The organism is Acidimicrobiales bacterium, assembly GCA_016716005.1.
In the GTDB taxonomy this organism is placed as follows: domain Bacteria; phylum Actinomycetota; class Acidimicrobiia; order Acidimicrobiales; family JADJXE01; genus JADJXE01.
Map to the genome: position 1 here is coordinate 2,154,797 of JADJXE010000001.1, position 15,407 is coordinate 2,170,203.

A 15,407-nucleotide genomic window follows, 5' to 3' on the forward strand; every position below is an offset into this window, starting at 1 on the left:
GTGAGCGACCGTTCCTCCACCTGGGACGCGTGGCCCGAGGCCGGGCCCGGCATCTCCGAAGACCTCGAGCCGGCGCCCTCCGGGGCGTCGGCCGCCGAGGCCGCCGAGGCGGCGGTCGAGGTGGGGTTCGCGGAGGCGGCGGTCGAGGCCGACCTGGCCGCCCTCGAGGCCGTGGCGGCCGAGCGCGACGGCTACCGCGAGCTGGCCCAGCGCGTCCAGGCCGACTTCGAGAACTACCGCAAGCAGGCCCAGCGCCGCCTGACCGACGAGGTCGAGCTGGCCACCGCCCGCGTGGTCGAGCGCCTCGTGCCGGCCCTCGACGCGTGCGAGGCGGCCATCGGCCACGGCGTCGAGGGCGCCGACGGGATCATGTCGGCGCTGCTGGCGGCCCTGCGCCCCGAGGGCCTCGAGGCCATGGAGTCCGAGGGGCGCCCCTTCGACCCGTCCGAGCACGAGGCCGTGGTGCACGAGCCGGGCGACGAGGCCGAGCCCGTCGTCGTCGAGGTGCTCCGCACGGGGTACCGATGGAAGGGCCGGGTCCTGCGCCCGGCCATGGTCAAGGTCAGGGGCTGAGCGACCCGTTGGCACCGCAGCGCGAGTGGTTCGAGAAGGACTACTACAAGGCCCTGGGCGTGTCCGAGACGGCCACCCAGAAGGAGATCACGCGCGCCTACCGCAAGCTGGCCCGCCAGCACCACCCCGACACCAACCCGGGCGATGCCGCGGCCGAGGAGCGGTTCAAGGAGATCTCGGCCGCCTACGACGTGATCGGCGACGCCGAGAAGCGCAAGGAGTACGACGAGGTCCGCAAGCTGGGGCCCATGGCCGCCGGGTTCGGCCCGGGTGCCGGCGGGCCCGGCGCCGGCGGCTTCACGTTCTCGTCCGACGACCTGGGTGATCTGGGCGACCTGTTCGGCGGTCTGTTCGGGCGCGGCCGGGGGCGCGGCCGCGCTGGCGCGGGCCCGTCGCGGGGTGCTGGCCCCCAGCGGGGTCCCGATCTCGAGGCCGAGCTGCACCTGCCCTTCGACGACGCCGTGCAGGGCGTGACCACCGCCGTGCACCTCACGGGCGAGGCGCCCTGCAGCACCTGCCACGGCACCGGCGCCCGCCCGGGCACGCTGCCCCACACCTGCGGGCGCTGCGGCGGTCGGGGGGTGCTCGACGAGAACCAGGGCCTCTTCTCGTTCAGCTCGGTCTGCCCGGGTTGCGGCGGCACCGGCAGCGTGGTCGACGACCCGTGCGCCACGTGCCACGGCACCGGGGCCCAGCTGCGGGACCGTCAGGTGAAGGTGCGCATCCCCGCCGGCGTCGACGACGGCCAGCGGATCCGGCTCAAGGGACGGGGCGGCCCGGGCCGCAACGGCGGCCCGGCCGGGGACCTGTTCGTGATCGTCCGCGTCGAGCCGCACCGCTTCTTCGGCCGCAAGGGCAAGGACCTCACCATCAGGGTGCCGGTCACGTTCGCGGAGGCCGCCCTGGGCGCCGACGTCGCGGTCCCCACCCTCGACGGGGGCTCGGTCACGGTGCGGCTCAAGCCGGGCACGCCCCCGGGCCGCGCCCACCGCGTCAAGGGCAAGGGCGTGCCCGCGTCCAGGGGCGCCGGCGATCTCCTCGTCACCTTCGAGGTGGCCGTGCCCGCACGCCTGTCGTCCGAGGAGCGCCACGCCGTCGAGCAGCTGGCCGCGGTGAGCACCGAGTCGCCGCGCGCCTACCTGGGGGTCTGACGGTGGCCGGGCCGCGCCGCACCGACGAGCGCGGGGTCTACGTGATCTCCGTGGCCGCAGAGCTGGCCGGCGTGCACCCGCAGACGCTCCGCATCTACGAGCGCCGGGGCCTGCTGTCCCCCTCCCGGACCATCGGCGGCAACCGCCGGTACAGCGAGCGCGACATCGCCCGTCTGCGGCGCATCGGCGAGCTCACCGATGCCGGCCTCAACCTGGCCGGCGTCAAGCGGGTGCTCCAGCTCGAAGCGCGCGTCGCCGAGCTCGAGGCCGAGCTCGATCGGGTCCGGGCCGAGGGCCGCGCCGCGGTCGAGCGGGTCGAGCGTCGCCACCGCCGCGAGCTCGTGCCGCTGTCCCAGAGCGTGGTGCTGTTCGGCCGCGTCCCGCCGATCCTGCGCCGCGACCGCGACTGATCCCACCGCCCATCGAAAGGACGCCCCACCACCTCCATGGCACTCGACCCCAACCGCTGGACCCTGAAGACGCAGGAGGCCATCCAGGCCGCCATCGACGGCGCCCGCTCCGCCAACAACCCCGAGGTCACCCCCGACCACCTGCTCGCCGCCCTGCTCGGCCAGGAGGAGGGAGTCGTGCTACCGGTGCTCCAGAAGGTGGGGCTGGCGCCGCTCGCTCTGCGCAACCAGGCCGGCGAGGCCGTGGCCAAGCTGCCGAAGGCCTACGGCGCAGAGACCCGCATGGGGCGCGACCTGCGCGAGGTGCTCGACGCGGCCGACGCCGAGCGGGCCGAGCTCCACGACGAGTACCTCTCGACCGAGCACCTGCTCCTGGCGCTGGCCGGGCGTATCGGGGTCGACCGCGAGCGGCTGCTGACGGCCCTGCGCGAGGTGCGGGGCAGCCACCGGGTCACCAGCCAGAACCCGGAGGAGCAGTACCAGGCCCTCGAGCGGTACGGACGCGACCTCACCGAGGCCGCCCGCCAGGGCAAGCTCGACCCGGTCATCGGTCGCGACGACGAGATCCGCCGCACCATCCAGGTGCTCAGCCGCCGCACCAAGAACAACCCCGTGCTCATCGGCGAGCCCGGCGTCGGCAAGACGGCCATCGTCGAGGGCCTGGCCCGGCGGATCGTCGAGGGCGACGTGCCCGAGAGCCTGCGGAACAAGCGGCTCATCTCCCTCGACCTGTCCGGCATGGTCGCCGGTGCCAAGTACCGGGGCGAGTTCGAGGAGCGCCTCAAGGCGGTGCTGAAGGAGATCGCCGACTCCGAGGGCGAGGTGGTCACCTTCATCGACGAGATGCACACGGTGGTCGGAGCGGGGGCGGCCGAGGGCGCCATGGACGCCGGCAACATGCTGAAGCCGATGCTCGCACGGGGCGAGCTGCGCATGATCGGCGCCACGACCCTCGACGAGTACCGCAAGCACATCGAGAAGGACGCCGCGCTGGAGCGCCGGTTCCAGCCGGTGTACGTGGGGCAGCCCTCCGTCGAGGACACGATCGCCATCCTCCGCGGCCTGAAGGAGCGCTACGAGGTGCACCACGGCGTGCGCATCCAGGACAACGCCCTGGTGGCCGCGGCCATCCTCTCCGACCGCTACCTGACCGGCCGGTTCCTCCCCGACAAGGCCATCGACCTGGTCGACGAGGCCGCCTCGAAGCTCCGCATGGAGATCGACTCGCTCCCCATCGAGATCGACGTGGTGGAGCGGCGGATGCGCCAGCTCGAGATCGAGCGCGTCGCCCTGGCCAAGGAGACCGACGCCGCGTCGCAGGAGCGGCTGGCCGCCCTCGACGGCGAGCTGGCCAACCTGCAGGAGCGGGCCGCGGGGATGAAGGCGCACTGGCAGGCCGAGAAGGAGGCGATCGGGGCCATCCGCGAGCGCAAGGAGCAGCTGGAGGCCCTCCGCGGCGAGGTGGAGCGCGAGACCGACCTCGAGCGGGCGGCCGAGATCCGCTACGGCCGGATCCCCGAGCTGGAGCGGAGCCTCGACCAGGCCACCCAGCGGCTCGCCGAGCTGCAGGGCGAGCAGAAGATGCTGAAGGAGGAGGTCGACGAGGAGGACATCGCCGACGTCGTGAGCAAGTGGACGGGCGTGCCCGTGAGCCGGCTCATGGAGGGCGAGGTCCAGAAGCTCATCCGCCTCGAGGACGTGCTGCACCAGCGGGTGGTGGGCCAGGACGACGCGGTCACGGCCGTGGCCAACGCCATCCGCAGGAGCCGGGCGGGCCTGTCGGACCCGCACCGGCCGATCGGCACCTTCCTGTTCTTCGGTCCCACCGGGGTGGGCAAGACCGAGCTGGCCCGGGCCCTGGCCGAGTTCCTGTTCGACGACGAGCGGGCCATGGTGCGCCTCGACATGTCGGAGTACATGGAGAAGCACACGGTCGCCCGCCTCATCGGGGCGCCCCCCGGGTACGTGGGCTACGAGGAGGGCGGGCAGCTCACCGAGGCGGTGCGCCGCCGGCCCTACGCGGTGGTGCTGCTGGACGAGATCGAGAAGGCCCACCCCGACGTGTTCAACGTGCTGCTCCAGGTGATGGACGACGGGCGCCTCACCGACGGGCAGGGCCGGACGGTCGACTTCACCAACGTCGTGCTGATCATGACCTCGAACCTGCCCGGCGACCCGCTCGGGTTCTTCAAGCCCGAGTTCGTCAACCGGGTCGACGAGATCATCCGGTTCCGCCAGCTCAGCCGCGACGACCTGGCCCGCATCGTGGAGATCCAGCTGCGCACCCTCGAGGAGCGCCTGGCCGGACGGCGGATCACCCTCGTGGTGACCGAGGGGGCCCGGGAGCTGCTCGCCGAGCGGGGCTACGACCCCAGCTTCGGGGCGCGCCCGCTCAAGCGGGTCATCCAGAGGGATCTGGGCGACCGCCTGGCCGTGGCCCTGCTCGAGGGCACCTACGGCGAGGGTGACACGGTGCGCGTCGACGCCGTCGACGGGGCCCTGGTCCTCGGCTGACGGGCGTGACCGCGCCGCCCGGCGCCACCACGGCTCGTGGTCGTTCCGGAGCGCTCGGGGCGGCAGGCGCGGCCGTCGTCACGACGCGTGGTCGGGGGGCGCCGGGAATGATGCGGATGCCCCCTGGACGGCCACGCCGCGTAGCGGTAGGCTGACCACTGTCGGTGGTGATCCACCGTCGAAACTTGGGGAGGCCGTGATCCGGCGAGCGAACTGGTCGCTGCGCCGCCGGGGAGCCAGAGCGAAACCGGCCCCGCACGGGGGACTGGCGTGAGCCGGTCCCGACGAGGCACGCGGGAGGACTTCGTTCATGACTGCAGCGACTGAGCGGCGGGGCCGGCGATCGCTGGCATTGGGTCTGGCCATGGGGCTGCTCGGAGCCCTCCTGGCCTTCGGGCCGTTCGCGACGGGCGACGCGCAGGCGGCCGCGGCGCCGCCCCCCGTGACCGACTACGCCAGCTACCCCCAGCGCGACCTCTACTTCCCGCCCCAGTGCGCGGCCGAGGGCAGCGCGGTGCTCACGGGCCTGCGGTTCACCGTCAACGGGGTGACCCAGCCGAGCCTGCGCGCCTTCACCCTCATCGCCGGCGATCTCGTGGTGATGGAGTGGGACGGCTACGCCCCGGGCTGTGAGGGGATCGGCGTGAGCCTGGCGGCCAAGCGCACCAACCTGACGTTCTTCGATCTCAACGACAACCAGACCCTGATCCCGGGCTGGGTGTGGAGCCAGGGGCCCGACGGTCCCCGCCGGCTCGAGCTGCGGGTCCCGCCCAGCGAGGTGGCCTGCTCGTTCCAGGTCGACGCCGTGATCGGACCGCCGCTGGCCAAGGTCGGCCCCGACGGCTCGTACTACTCGCCGTCGGTCCGGGCCCAGGCGGGCAAGCCCAACCCGGGTGGTCCCGACATGCTGATCTCCGCCGTCAACGGTGGGTTCATCTGCGAGAAGAAGATCCTCGTGGACAAGCAGTGGTTCCTGAACGGCGCCCAGGTGCCGCCGCCCGCGGCGGTCGACCCGGCCGCCTTCCGGATCGTGGTGACCTCCACCGACGCCCTCGGGGCCACGCTCGGGACGGCCACCTGCTCGTACCCGCCCGACCGCAGCCGGCTGCAGTGCACCTACGTCAACAGCGACGGCTCGACCGACGGGCTGCTGGCCGAGACCGACGGCCGCCTCCAGGTCACCGAGGTGAGCCCGCCGCCGGGCTGGAGCTTCCAGCCCCAGGGCCAGTTCGGGATCGCGGACGAGTACGTGGTGTGCAACGAGGCCGGGACGTGCGTGCTGATCGTGCGCAACGACAGCAGGACCACCACGACGACCACGCCCACGACGGTGCCGAGCACCACCACGACCTCGTCCACCACCTCGACCACGTCGACCACGTCGACCACGTCGACCACGGTGCCGAGCACCACCACGACGGTGCCGAGCACCACCACCACCGTCCCGAGCACCACCACCACGGTGTCGGTGCAGGGGACGACGATCGTCCCGCCGCCCCCGGTGACGGTGCTCCCGCCGGTCACGGTGCTGGGCGCCACCCTGCCCCGCACCGGTGCCGGTGACCGGGTCGGCGTGCTGCTCGCCGGCTACGCCCTGATCGCGGTGGGGCTGATCCTGGTGGTCGACTCCCGCCGTCGCACCACCCTCCTCCGGGCCCGGACGCCGAGGTAGCCCCGGGCTCCGCTCCCCCCGCGCACGCGGGTCCGGACCCTGCTCGGGGCCGGACCCGCTTCAGGGGCCGGTGGCTCGTGCCGATAGGTGTCGGCGTAGGGCCCCCAGGCCATCGCCGGCCGGCGATCGCTTGGCCGACGCGAGGAGCGGGGCATGAGCAGCGTCGACGGCAGGCGGCGCCGAGCAGGATCGCAGCGGATGCGGGCGGCGGCGTTCGCCGCCACCGCCGCGGTGCTGGTGGCGCTGGCGGCGAGCGGGGCGTCGGCTGCGACCGACCCGGTCCCGCCCCCGGTGACCGACTACGCGACGTACCCCCAGGACCTGTTGTTCCCACCGGGCTGCACGGTCGACGGGGCGGGCGTGCTCGTGGGGCTCGCCTTCACCGCCAGGGGCGAGAGCCGGGCGAGCCTCCGCGAGCTGGTGCTCGGCCCCGGCGACGTGGTGACCATGAGCTGGAGCGGGTTCGCCCCCGGGTGCGAAGGCATCGGGGTGAGCCTCTCGGTCAAGAAGACGAACACGCCCGCCTTCGACCCGGCGGACAACCAGCAGCTGCTGCGCCCCTACGACTACTGCGGGCCCGGTGGGGTCGCCTGCTCGCCCGGGAGCGACGGGCGCTACCAGCTCCGGCTGGAGGTGCCCGCCCGCGAGGTGAGCTGCAACTACCAGATCGATGCCGCCATCGGCCCGCCACTGGAGGTGGTGGGGCCGGCCGGGAGCTACTACACCACCGGCAACCGCGAGGCCAACGGCAAGCCGGGCGGCCCCGAAATGTTGATCTCCGCCTACAACGGGGGCGTCGGCGACTGCACCCGCACGCTCGTCCGGGTGGACAAGCTCTGGGTGGCGGCCGGGTCGACGTCGCCGATCCCGCCGAGCGGCCTGGCCGGCGACTTCGCGGTCATCGTCTCGAGCAGGGACAGCGGTGGCCGCCTCCTCGGCACGACCACGTGCCGCTACGCGGGGTCGGCGTTCGTGTGCTCGACGACGGACGCGTCCGGCACCGCCCTGGCTGGCCTGCCGGTGGCGGCCGACGGCACCCTCGAGGTGGTCGAGCGGGCCGCACCGGCGGGCTTCCGGGCCGAACCGTCGGGTCCGATCCAGCTCGCGGACCGCTACGTGGCCTGCGCGACCGACGGGTGCCGCCTCACGGTCACCAACACCGGCGACGGCCCCACGACGACCACGACGCCGCCGACGACGGCCCCGCCGACGACGGTGCCCCCGACGACCGCACCCCCGGGCACCACGACGCCGGCGACGACCGTCCCGGGCAGCGACGTGGGCGGGACCGGGACCGGGACCGGGACCGGCAACGCCCCCACGTCGCCACCTGCTGCCCACGCGGCCTCGGCGGCCTCCTCGTTGCCGCGCACCGGCGCCGGGGACCAGGTGCCCGTGCTCGTCGCCGCCTCCCTGCTGGTCGGGCTGGGTGCGCTGCTGGTGGGCAACGCCGCCCTCCGCCGGCCCCGACGCTGATCATCTCGCCACACTCCGTGGCGGCCGTCGGAACCCTGTGACGAACGACCCTGCAATCGGCCACGCTGGGTGGTTACTGTGGAGGTGGAAGGGAGCCCACGAGGGACCCACCCTTCCGGGGAGGCGATGAGCCGCCGGCCGGAGTTGGTCGCTGCGCCGGCGGGGAGCCAGAGCGAACCCGGCCCCGGTCCACCGGACGAAGGGGGCCGCGATGCGGAAGCGCTCCGGGTCGCATCCCTCGACGCGTGTCCTGCTCGCCACCGCCGCCCTGGCGGGGCTGACGCTGCTCCTGCTCCCCGGACCGGGCGCGACCGGTGCCGGTGCGACACCGCAGCCGAAGTGCACGACGACCACGACGACGACCACGACCACGACGAGCACGACGACGACGTCGACGACCACGACCACGATCCCCACGACCACCACCACCACGTCGACGACGACGACCACCATCCCGACGACGACGACCACCATCCCGACGACGACGACCACCATCCCGACGACGACGACCACCATCCCGACGACCACGACCACCATCCCGACGACGACGGTCCCCACGACCGTCCCGACGACCACCACGACGACGATCCCGACGACCACGACGACGATCCCGACGACCACGACGACCGTCCCGACGACCACGGTCGTGACCACCACGACGGTGCCGACCACGACCACGGTGCCGGTCACCGTGGCCCCGGCCTCGACGGTGGCGCCCGAGGTGGCCGGTGTCGTGGTCACCCCGGGGACCGTGCTGCCGGCGGTGGTGGCCGGTGAGACCCTGCCCCGCACGGGCCGCGGCGACCTCGAGGCGGTTCGCCTGGCGCTCGGCGGCTACGTGCTGGTGGCAGTGGGCCTGGTGCTGGTCCGCGAGACGCGACCGGACCGCACCAGCTGACCCGGAGCGCACGCCCGCTGGCCGCCCCGGTCGGGCGGTCAGCGGCGTGTGGGCGCTACGCTGACCTGTCCCTCCCCCGATACAAGGAGTCGCGCGTGCCCGCAACGGTCGTCGTCGGGACGCAGTGGGGCGACGAGGGCAAGGGCAAGATCACCGACCTCGTGGCCAAGGAGATGCACCTGGTCGTGCGCTACCAGGGCGGGCACAACGCCGGTCACACCATCGTGGTCGACGGGGCCCGCTTCGCGCTGCAGCTGCTCCCGAGCGGGATCCTCTACGACCACATCACCCCGGTGATCGGCAACGGCGTGGTGGTGGATCCTGCGGTGCTGCTGGCCGAGATCGACCTGCTCACCGAGCAGGGCGTGGACTGCACCCGGCTCCGCGTGAGCGGCAACGCCCACCTGATCTTCCCCTACCACCAGGAGCTCGACCGCCTGGCCGAGCGCCGCCTCGGCCGCAGCAAGCTGGGGACCACCCGTCGGGGCATCGGCCCCACGTACGCCGACAAGGCCCTCCGGTCGGGTCTGCGGGTGCAGGACCTGCTCGACGCCAAGATCTTCAGCGAGAAGCTCGAGGTGGTGCTGAAGGAGAAGAACGCCATCCTGAGCCGCGTCCACAACCGGCTCCCGCTGTCGTTCGACGACCTGCGCGACCTGTACCTCGGCATCTACGCGCCCCGCATCGCCCCGTACATCGCCGACACCGTCACCCTGGTCCACGAGGCCCTCGAGGCCGGCCAGCACGTGCTCCTGGAGGGGGCGCAGGCCACGTTCCTCGACCTCGACCACGGCACGTACCCCTTCGTGACGTCGTCGAACCCGGTCGCCGGCGGGGCGTGCACGGGGGCCGGCATCGGCCCGCGTCACGTCGACCGGGTGATCGGGATCGCCAAGGCCTACGTCACCCGGGTGGGGTCCGGCCCGTTCCCCACCGAGCTGCACGACGAGGTCGGCGACCTGCTCGTCGAGCGGGGCCACGAGTACGGCACCAACACCGGTCGCCGCCGGCGCACCGGGTGGTTCGACGCGGTGATGCTGCGGCAGGCCGTCCGGCTCAACTCGCTGAGCGAGGTGGCCCTCACCAAGCTCGACGTGCTCGACAGCCTCGACACCCTCCGGGTGTGCGTGGCCTACGACCTCGACGGCGAGCGCTTCGACCACCTCCCGTACCACCAGTCGGTGCTGCACAAGGTGCGCCCGGTGTACGTCGACCTCCCCGGGTGGCGGACCGATCTCACTCGGGCCACCGAGCTCGCCGACATCCCGGCGGCGGCCGGCGCCTACGTGGGGTTCCTGTCGGAGCAGATCGGCGTGCCGATCCGGCTCGTCGCGGTGGGGCCCGGCCGCGACCAGTTCGTGCAGTTCGCCGCCTGAGGAGCGGGCCGGTGCGGGTGTGCGTGGTCGGAGGCGGTGGGCGCGAGCACGCCCTCGCGGTGGCGCTGGGCCGCACCGCCGAGGTCGTGGTGACGCCCGGCAACCCGGGCATCCCCGGTTCGGTGGCGACGCCACCCGAGGACGTTCCCGCTGATCTGGTCGTGGTGGGGCCCGAGGCCCCGCTCGTCGACGGGCTGGCCGACCGGCTCCGGGAGCGGGGGCGGCTGGTGTTCGGCCCCGGCGCCGACGGCGCCCGGCTCGAGGGTTCCAAGGCGTGGATGAAGGTGGTGCTGGCCGAGGCGGGCGTGCCCACCGCCCGCTCCGGCTCCTTCGACGACGTCGAGCAGGCGGTGGCGTTCCTGCGGAGCCTGCCGGGGCTGTACGTGGTGAAGACCGACGGCCTGGCCGCCGGCAAGGGTGTGCTCGTGACCGAGTCGTTCGACGAGGCCGTCGACGACGTGCGGGCCAAGCTGTCCGGCGGCGCCTTCGGAGCCGCCGGCCGCCGGGTGGTCGTCGAGGAGGGCCTGCGGGGCCCCGAGCTGTCCGTGCTCTGCGTGTGCGACGGGCGGCGGGCCGTGGCTCTTCCCCCCGCCCAGGACTTCAAGCGGATCGGCGACGGCGACGCGGGGCCCAACACGGGGGGCATGGGCGCCTACTCGCCGGTGCCGGTGGCCGGGCCGGCCGTGGTCGACGAGGTGATGCAACGGGCCGTGGAGCCCACCCTGGCCGCGCTGCGGGCGAGGGGCATCGACTACCGGGGCGTGCTGTACGCGGGGCTGATGCTCACGCCCGAGGGCCTCAAGGTCATCGAGTACAACGTCCGCTTCGGCGACCCCGAGGCGCAGGTCGTGCTCCCGCGGATCACCTCGGACCTGGCCGAGCTGCTGGCCGGGGCGGCGGCCGGGCGGGTCGGCGAGCCGCCGTCGGTGTCACCCGACGCCGCGGTCACGGTGGTGTGCGCGGCCGAGGGCTACCCGGCGTCGCCGCGCACGGGTGACGTGATCAAGGGCCTCGACCAGGCTCGCATGGTGGCCGGTGTCACCGTCTTCTGCGCCGGCGTGGCCGCCGGCCCCGCCGGCCGGCTCGTCACCGCCGGTGGCCGGGTGCTGGCCGTCACGGGGACGGGCCCCACGCTGGCGGGGGCGAGGGAGCGGGCCTACCGGGCGGTGGCCCTGCTGCGCTGGCCCGGCCTCCAGCACCGCACCGACATCGCGGCCGCGGCCGGCGGGGCGTGAGCCGGTGTCAGGTCGCCCAGTCGATCGAGGGGGTGCCCGACACGCTCGGGAGGTGCGAGGCGGCCTCGGCCTCGTCGAACGACGTGGTCGGCGCCAGCTCGATCCGCAGGGGATCGGGGTCGGCTCCCTCCGTGGCCTCCGCCAGGAGCCGCCGCCGCAGCTCGAGGTCGCGGGGGCGGAGCCTGCCGTGGTGGTGCGAGTGGGTCCGGCGCACCCCGCCGACGGCCAGGGCGCAGGTGAGGCACATGGCGGGGCGGCGGTCGCCGAACGGGTAGACGAGGCAGTCGGCGCAGAACCCGACCCCGCACTCGCCGCACACGTCGGTCGCCAGCGCGAAGGGGTGCCGAGCGCACCGAGCGTCGATGGCACCACCGAAGTCGTCCCCACCTCTGCGAACCCGGAACATGCCCTCGACCTCCTCCGCCTTCGATCCCCGTTGCATGTCGGCATGTTGGCGGCCACCCTTGACCGCGAAGGAGGCGCGAGGTGATCCCCCGGTACCAGCTGCCCGAGATGGCGGCCGTGTTCACCGACCGAGCCCGGCTGGCGGGCTGGCTCGAGGTCGAGCTGCTCGCCACCGAGGCGTGGGCCGAGCTCGGCGTGGTCCCCGAGGCCGAAGCGGCCGCCTGCCGGGAGCGGGCACCCGTGGTCGACGACGACTTCGTGCGGGCGGTGAGCGAGAGGGAGCGGGTGACCGATCACGACGTCGCCGCCTTCGTCGACGTGGTGCAGGCCGCGATCGGCCCCCCGGCGGGAAACTGGATCCACTACGGGCTCACGTCGAGCGACGTGGTCGACACGGCGCTGTGCGCGCAGCTCGTCCGGGCCGCAGACCTGCTGATCGACGCGGCGTCGGGCCTGGTCGCCGTGCTGAAGCGCCGGGCCGAGGAGTTCCGGTCGACGCCTACGGTCGGTCGCACGCACGGCGTCCACGCCGAGCCGACGACCTTCGGCGTGAAGTTGGCGCTGTGGTGCCTGCAGGTCGACCGCGACCGGGAGCGCCTGCGGGCCGCCCGCACGGCGATGGCCGTCGGGAAGCTCTCCGGCGCCGTCGGCACCTACAGCAACATCGAACCGGCCGTCGAGCAGCGGGTGTGCGCCGCCCTCGGCCTCGAGCCGGTGCCGGCCACCCAGGTGATCGCTCGTGACCGCCACGCCCAGCTGCTGTACGCCTGTGCCTCTGCGGGGGCGTCGGTGGAGCAGTTCGCCACCGAGATCCGCCACCTGCAGCGCACCGAGGTGCGCGAGGCCGAGGAGGGGTTCAAGGCCGGCCAGAAGGGCTCGTCGGCGATGCCGCACAAGCGGAACCCGATCACCGCCGAGCGGCTGTCGGGGCTGGCGCGGATCCTGCGCGCCAACGTGCTGGCAGGGCTGGAGGACGTGGCCCTGTGGCACGAGCGCGACATCTCGCACTCGTCGGTGGAGCGGGTGATCCTGCCCGACTCGTGCCTCCTCGCGTACTACGTGCTCCGGCGGATGACCGGGCTGGTCGAGGGGTTGCGCGTGTGGCCACAGCGCATGCTGGCCAACCTCGACCGCTCGTTCGGCCTGGTGTTCAGCCAGCCGGTCCTGCTGGCGCTGGTCGCCTCGGGCCTCACCCGCGACGAGGCCTACCGGGTGGTGCAGGAGCAGGCGATGGCCGCCTGGGAGCGGGAGGTGCCGTTCCGCGCGCTGCTCGAGGCCGACCCCCGCGTGACGCTCACGGCGGAGCAGCTCGACGAGGCCTTCTCGCTCGACCGGGCCCTCCGCCACACCGACCGCGTGTTCGATGCCCTGGCGGCGGTGCCGTGAGCGCGGGGTTGGCGCTGCCGCACCTGCACTCCGGGAAGGTGCGCGACGTCTACGACGCCGGTGACGACCACCTGCTGATCGTCGCCTCCGACCGGCTCTCGGCCTTCGACGTGGTGATGGTGGAGCCGATCCCCGACAAGGGCCGGGTGCTCACGGCCATGACGGCCTTCTGGTGCGCCGAGCTGGCCGACGTGGCGCCGAGCCACCTCGTCTCGACGGAGCTGGCCGACCTGCCCGAGCCGGCGCGCCGGCCCGAGCTGGCCGGACGGGTGATGCTGGTGCGGCGGGCCAGGATGCTGCCGATCGAGTGCATCGTGCGGGGCTACCTGGCCGGCTCCGGCTGGAAGGAGTACCGCGACTCCGGCACCCTCCACGGCACCCCGTACCCGCGGGGGCTCCGCCAGAGCGACCGCCTCCCCGAGCCGGTGTTCACGCCCTCCACCAAGGCGGCCGACGGCACCCACGACGTGAACCTGTCGTTCGACGAGGCCGAGCGCCTGGTGGGCCGAGAGGTGGCGGAGCGGGCCCGCGAGGTGTCGCTGGCCCTGTACCGGCGCGGCGCGGCGCGGGCGGCCGAGCGGGGGATCATCGTGGCCGACACCAAGTTCGAGCTCGGCTTCGTCGACGGCGAGCTGGTCGTGGCCGACGAGATCCTCACCCCCGACTCGTCGAGGTTCTGGCCCGCCGACGGCTGGGTGCCCGGCGAGGTGCCCCCCTCGTTCGACAAGCAGCCCGTGCGCGACTACCTCGACGCCCTCGACTGGGACAAGTCGCCCCCGCCGCCTCCGCTGCCCGACGAGGTCGTGGCGGCGACCCGGCGGCGCTACGTCGAGGCCTACGAGCGCATCACCCGGCTGTCCTTCGCCGCCTGGCCCGGTGGGCCGGCGGAGCCGTGAGAGCATGGCCCCATGACGTTCTCGGTCCTCGTCGAGGTCCGCCTGCGCGCCGGGGTCGCCGATCCCCAGGGCGCCACGATCGAGCGCTCGCTCCCAACGCTCGGGTTCCCGGGCGTCCGCGGGGTTCGGGTGGGCAAGGCCATCCGCTTCCACCTGGAGGCGGCCGACGAGGCCGCCGCACGCGCCGAGGTCGACGACCTGTGCCGGCGCTTCCTCACCAACCCGGTCATCGAGGACGCGGTGGTCACCGTCGAGCCGGCCGCCGAGCGGCTCGCGCGCCGATGAGCGCCCGGGTCGGGGTCGTGCTGTTCCCCGGCTCCAACTGCGAGGCCGACGTGGTCGAGGTGGTGCGCGACCTGGGGGGCGAGGCCGAGGTGGTCTGGCACGGGTCGACGGCGCTGGGCGACGTCGACGCCGTGGTCCTGCCGGGCGGCTTCGCCCACGGCGACTACCTGCGCACCGGGGCCATCGCCCGGTTCTCCCCGGTCATGACAGCGGTGAGCGGGTTCGCGGCGGCCGGTGGCCCGGTCGTCGGGATCTGCAACGGCTTCCAGATCCTCACCGAGGCCGGTCTCCTCCCGGGGGCCCTCCAGAAGAACCGCGGGCTGAAGTTCGTGTGTGCCACCGTGGCCGTCCGGGTGGAGACGTCGGCATCGGTGCTGACGGCCGAGGTGGCGTCGGGCACGGTGCTGCACGTCCCCGTCAACCACTTCGAGGGCAACTACACGTGCAGCCCCGAGACGCTGGCCGAGCTCCGTGCCGACGATCGGGTCGTGGTGCGCTATGTCGACAACCCCAACGGGTCGGTCGACGACATCGCCGGCGTGTGCTCCGCCGGGCGCAACGTGGTGGGGCTCATGCCCCATCCCGAGCGAGCGTGCCATCCCCTGCTCGGCTCGACGGACGGCGTGCCCCTGGTGCGGTCGCTCCTGGCGTCGGCCGGCGCCCGAGCCTGAGCGCCGAGGCCGATCAGCCGCCCCGGCCGATCCCGGCCCGCTTGAGCACCGCGGCGGGCACCCCCACCTCGCGCCATGCGGCATAGGAGATGCCCTTGCGCTCGCCGTAGCCCTTGGCGGCGGCGGCGAAGGCGTCCTCGAGCTCGGTGAGGTCGACGGTCTCGGCCATGCCCGCCAGCTCCTCGGTGAGATCCTGGCGTTCCTGCACGAGCTGGAGCCTCTTCAGCGGGTCGGCACCCGACAGCTGGGACTCGATGCCGGCGAGGCGCTTCTTGATCGAGTCCGGCGTGCGCTTGCGTCCTCGCTTCGGCCGGTGATCCTCGAGCGCTTTGAGGTAATTGCGGACGGCCCGACCTTCGGCACGGCCTCGGGCGAGGGCCTCTTTGTGCTCGTCGGTCATCGAGGGCGGACGGCGGGTCTTGGTGGCGGTCATCGGGTGAATCCTCGCGGTTGGCATTG

At 73.6% G+C, this 15,407-nt stretch carries 15 protein-coding genes and 2 riboswitches; of the genes, 13 read left to right on the forward strand and 2 right to left on the reverse strand.

The genetic code is table 11. The features are described 5' to 3' along the window. The 9 genes from IPM45_10590 to purD all read left to right on the forward strand — a co-directional run bounded on the left by IPM45_10590 (position 1) and on the right by purD (position 11,305). The gene (locus IPM45_10590; protein ID MBK9179994.1) at positions 1 to 573 is read left to right on the forward strand and encodes a nucleotide exchange factor GrpE; all 573 of its coding nucleotides are present in this window, start codon (positions 1 to 3) and stop codon (positions 571 to 573) included. After that, positions 525 to 1,724: a molecular chaperone DnaJ gene (gene dnaJ / locus IPM45_10595; GenBank protein ID MBK9179995.1), complete on the forward strand. Its 1,200-nt coding sequence runs from the start codon at positions 525 to 527 to the stop codon at positions 1,722 to 1,724. Before IPM45_10590 ends, dnaJ begins: the two co-directional genes overlap by 49 nt. Further along, entirely contained in the window at positions 1,721 to 2,134 is a 414-nt protein-coding gene (locus IPM45_10600) for a helix-turn-helix transcriptional regulator (protein ID MBK9179996.1), read from the forward strand. The genes dnaJ and IPM45_10600 overlap by 4 nt, the downstream gene beginning before the upstream one ends. 36 nt (positions 2,135 to 2,170) lie before the next feature. Beyond that, positions 2,171 to 4,648, forward strand: a complete 2,478-nt coding sequence (locus IPM45_10605) for an AAA family ATPase (protein MBK9179997.1) — start codon at positions 2,171 to 2,173, stop codon at positions 4,646 to 4,648. Between the two features lie 180 nt (positions 4,649 to 4,828). After that, positions 4,829 to 4,908, forward strand: a riboswitch (cyclic di-GMP riboswitch). Positions 4,909 to 4,958: 50 nt separating this feature from the next. After that, complete coding sequence (locus IPM45_10610) at positions 4,959 to 6,320, forward strand: hypothetical protein (protein MBK9179998.1); 1,362 nt, start codon at positions 4,959 to 4,961, stop codon at positions 6,318 to 6,320. Positions 6,321 to 6,473: 153 nt separating this feature from the next. Beyond that, positions 6,474 to 7,796, forward strand: a complete 1,323-nt coding sequence (locus IPM45_10615) for a hypothetical protein (GenBank protein MBK9179999.1) — start codon at positions 6,474 to 6,476, stop codon at positions 7,794 to 7,796. A 110-nt stretch (positions 7,797 to 7,906) separates the two neighbouring features. After that, positions 7,907 to 7,989, forward strand: a riboswitch (cyclic di-GMP riboswitch). An 18-nt stretch (positions 7,990 to 8,007) separates the two neighbouring features. Continuing rightward, on the forward strand, positions 8,008 to 8,694 hold the full coding sequence (locus IPM45_10620; GenBank protein MBK9180000.1) for a hypothetical protein: 687 nt from the start codon (positions 8,008 to 8,010) through the stop codon (positions 8,692 to 8,694). A gap of 95 nt (positions 8,695 to 8,789) precedes the next feature. Further along, positions 8,790 to 10,070: an adenylosuccinate synthase gene (locus tag IPM45_10625; GenBank protein ID MBK9180001.1), complete on the forward strand. Its 1,281-nt coding sequence runs from the start codon at positions 8,790 to 8,792 to the stop codon at positions 10,068 to 10,070. 11 nt (positions 10,071 to 10,081) lie between these two features. Continuing rightward, the gene (purD, locus tag IPM45_10630) at positions 10,082 to 11,305 is read left to right on the forward strand and encodes a phosphoribosylamine--glycine ligase (protein MBK9180002.1); all 1,224 of its coding nucleotides are present in this window, start codon (positions 10,082 to 10,084) and stop codon (positions 11,303 to 11,305) included. Between the two features lie 7 nt (positions 11,306 to 11,312). Here purD and IPM45_10635 read toward each other — a convergent pair whose 3' ends face one another. Next, the gene (locus IPM45_10635) at positions 11,313 to 11,747 is read right to left on the reverse strand and encodes a hypothetical protein (GenBank protein ID MBK9180003.1); all 435 of its coding nucleotides are present in this window, start codon (positions 11,745 to 11,747) and stop codon (positions 11,313 to 11,315) included. A 44-nt stretch (positions 11,748 to 11,791) separates the two neighbouring features. Here IPM45_10635 and IPM45_10640 point away from each other — a divergent pair, with 44 nt between their 5' ends. Genes IPM45_10640 through purQ form a run of 4 tightly spaced genes read left to right on the forward strand, consistent with a single transcriptional unit; the run spans position 11,792 to position 14,948 of the window. Next, positions 11,792 to 13,096 carry an adenylosuccinate lyase gene (locus IPM45_10640; GenBank protein MBK9180004.1) on the forward strand — a complete coding sequence of 435 codons (1,305 nt, stop codon included), beginning with the start codon at positions 11,792 to 11,794 and terminating at the stop codon, positions 13,094 to 13,096. Between the two features lie 14 nt (positions 13,097 to 13,110). Next, the gene (locus tag IPM45_10645) at positions 13,111 to 13,992 is read left to right on the forward strand and encodes a phosphoribosylaminoimidazolesuccinocarboxamide synthase (protein ID MBK9180005.1); all 882 of its coding nucleotides are present in this window, start codon (positions 13,111 to 13,113) and stop codon (positions 13,990 to 13,992) included. Between the two features lie 12 nt (positions 13,993 to 14,004). After that, the gene (gene purS, locus IPM45_10650) at positions 14,005 to 14,277 is read left to right on the forward strand and encodes a phosphoribosylformylglycinamidine synthase subunit PurS (protein MBK9180006.1); all 273 of its coding nucleotides are present in this window, start codon (positions 14,005 to 14,007) and stop codon (positions 14,275 to 14,277) included. Beyond that, positions 14,274 to 14,948 carry a phosphoribosylformylglycinamidine synthase subunit PurQ gene (gene purQ, locus IPM45_10655; protein MBK9180007.1) on the forward strand — a complete coding sequence of 225 codons (675 nt, stop codon included), beginning with the start codon at positions 14,274 to 14,276 and terminating at the stop codon, positions 14,946 to 14,948. The genes purS and purQ overlap by 4 nt, the downstream gene beginning before the upstream one ends. A 13-nt stretch (positions 14,949 to 14,961) precedes the next feature. Here purQ and IPM45_10660 read toward each other — a convergent pair whose 3' ends face one another. After that, positions 14,962 to 15,381 (reverse strand): hypothetical protein, encoded by a 420-nt coding sequence (locus IPM45_10660; GenBank protein ID MBK9180008.1) that lies wholly within the window; start codon positions 15,379 to 15,381, stop codon positions 14,962 to 14,964. Between the last annotated feature and the right edge of the window lie 26 nt (positions 15,382 to 15,407).

Excerpts from the sequence above, each read along its gene's own strand:
- IPM45_10615 (MBK9179999.1), top strand. The coding sequence starts at position 6,474 with ATGAGCAGCGTCGACGGCAGGCGGCGCCGAGCAGGATCGCAGCGGATG.
- IPM45_10610 (MBK9179998.1), top strand. The coding sequence starts at position 4,959 with ATGACTGCAGCGACTGAGCGGCGGGGCCGGCGATCGCTGGCATTGGGT.
- purS (MBK9180006.1), top strand. The coding sequence starts at position 14,005 with ATGACGTTCTCGGTCCTCGTCGAGGTCCGCCTGCGCGCCGGGGTCGCC.
- dnaJ (MBK9179995.1), top strand. The coding sequence starts at position 525 with ATGGAAGGGCCGGGTCCTGCGCCCGGCCATGGTCAAGGTCAGGGGCTG.
- IPM45_10660 (MBK9180008.1), bottom strand. The coding sequence starts at position 15,381 with ATGACCGCCACCAAGACCCGCCGTCCGCCCTCGATGACCGACGAGCAC.
- IPM45_10620 (MBK9180000.1), top strand. The coding sequence starts at position 8,008 with ATGCGGAAGCGCTCCGGGTCGCATCCCTCGACGCGTGTCCTGCTCGCC.
- purQ (MBK9180007.1), top strand. The coding sequence starts at position 14,274 with ATGAGCGCCCGGGTCGGGGTCGTGCTGTTCCCCGGCTCCAACTGCGAG.
- IPM45_10635 (MBK9180003.1), bottom strand. The coding sequence starts at position 11,747 with ATGCAACGGGGATCGAAGGCGGAGGAGGTCGAGGGCATGTTCCGGGTT.
- IPM45_10605 (MBK9179997.1), top strand. The coding sequence starts at position 2,171 with ATGGCACTCGACCCCAACCGCTGGACCCTGAAGACGCAGGAGGCCATC.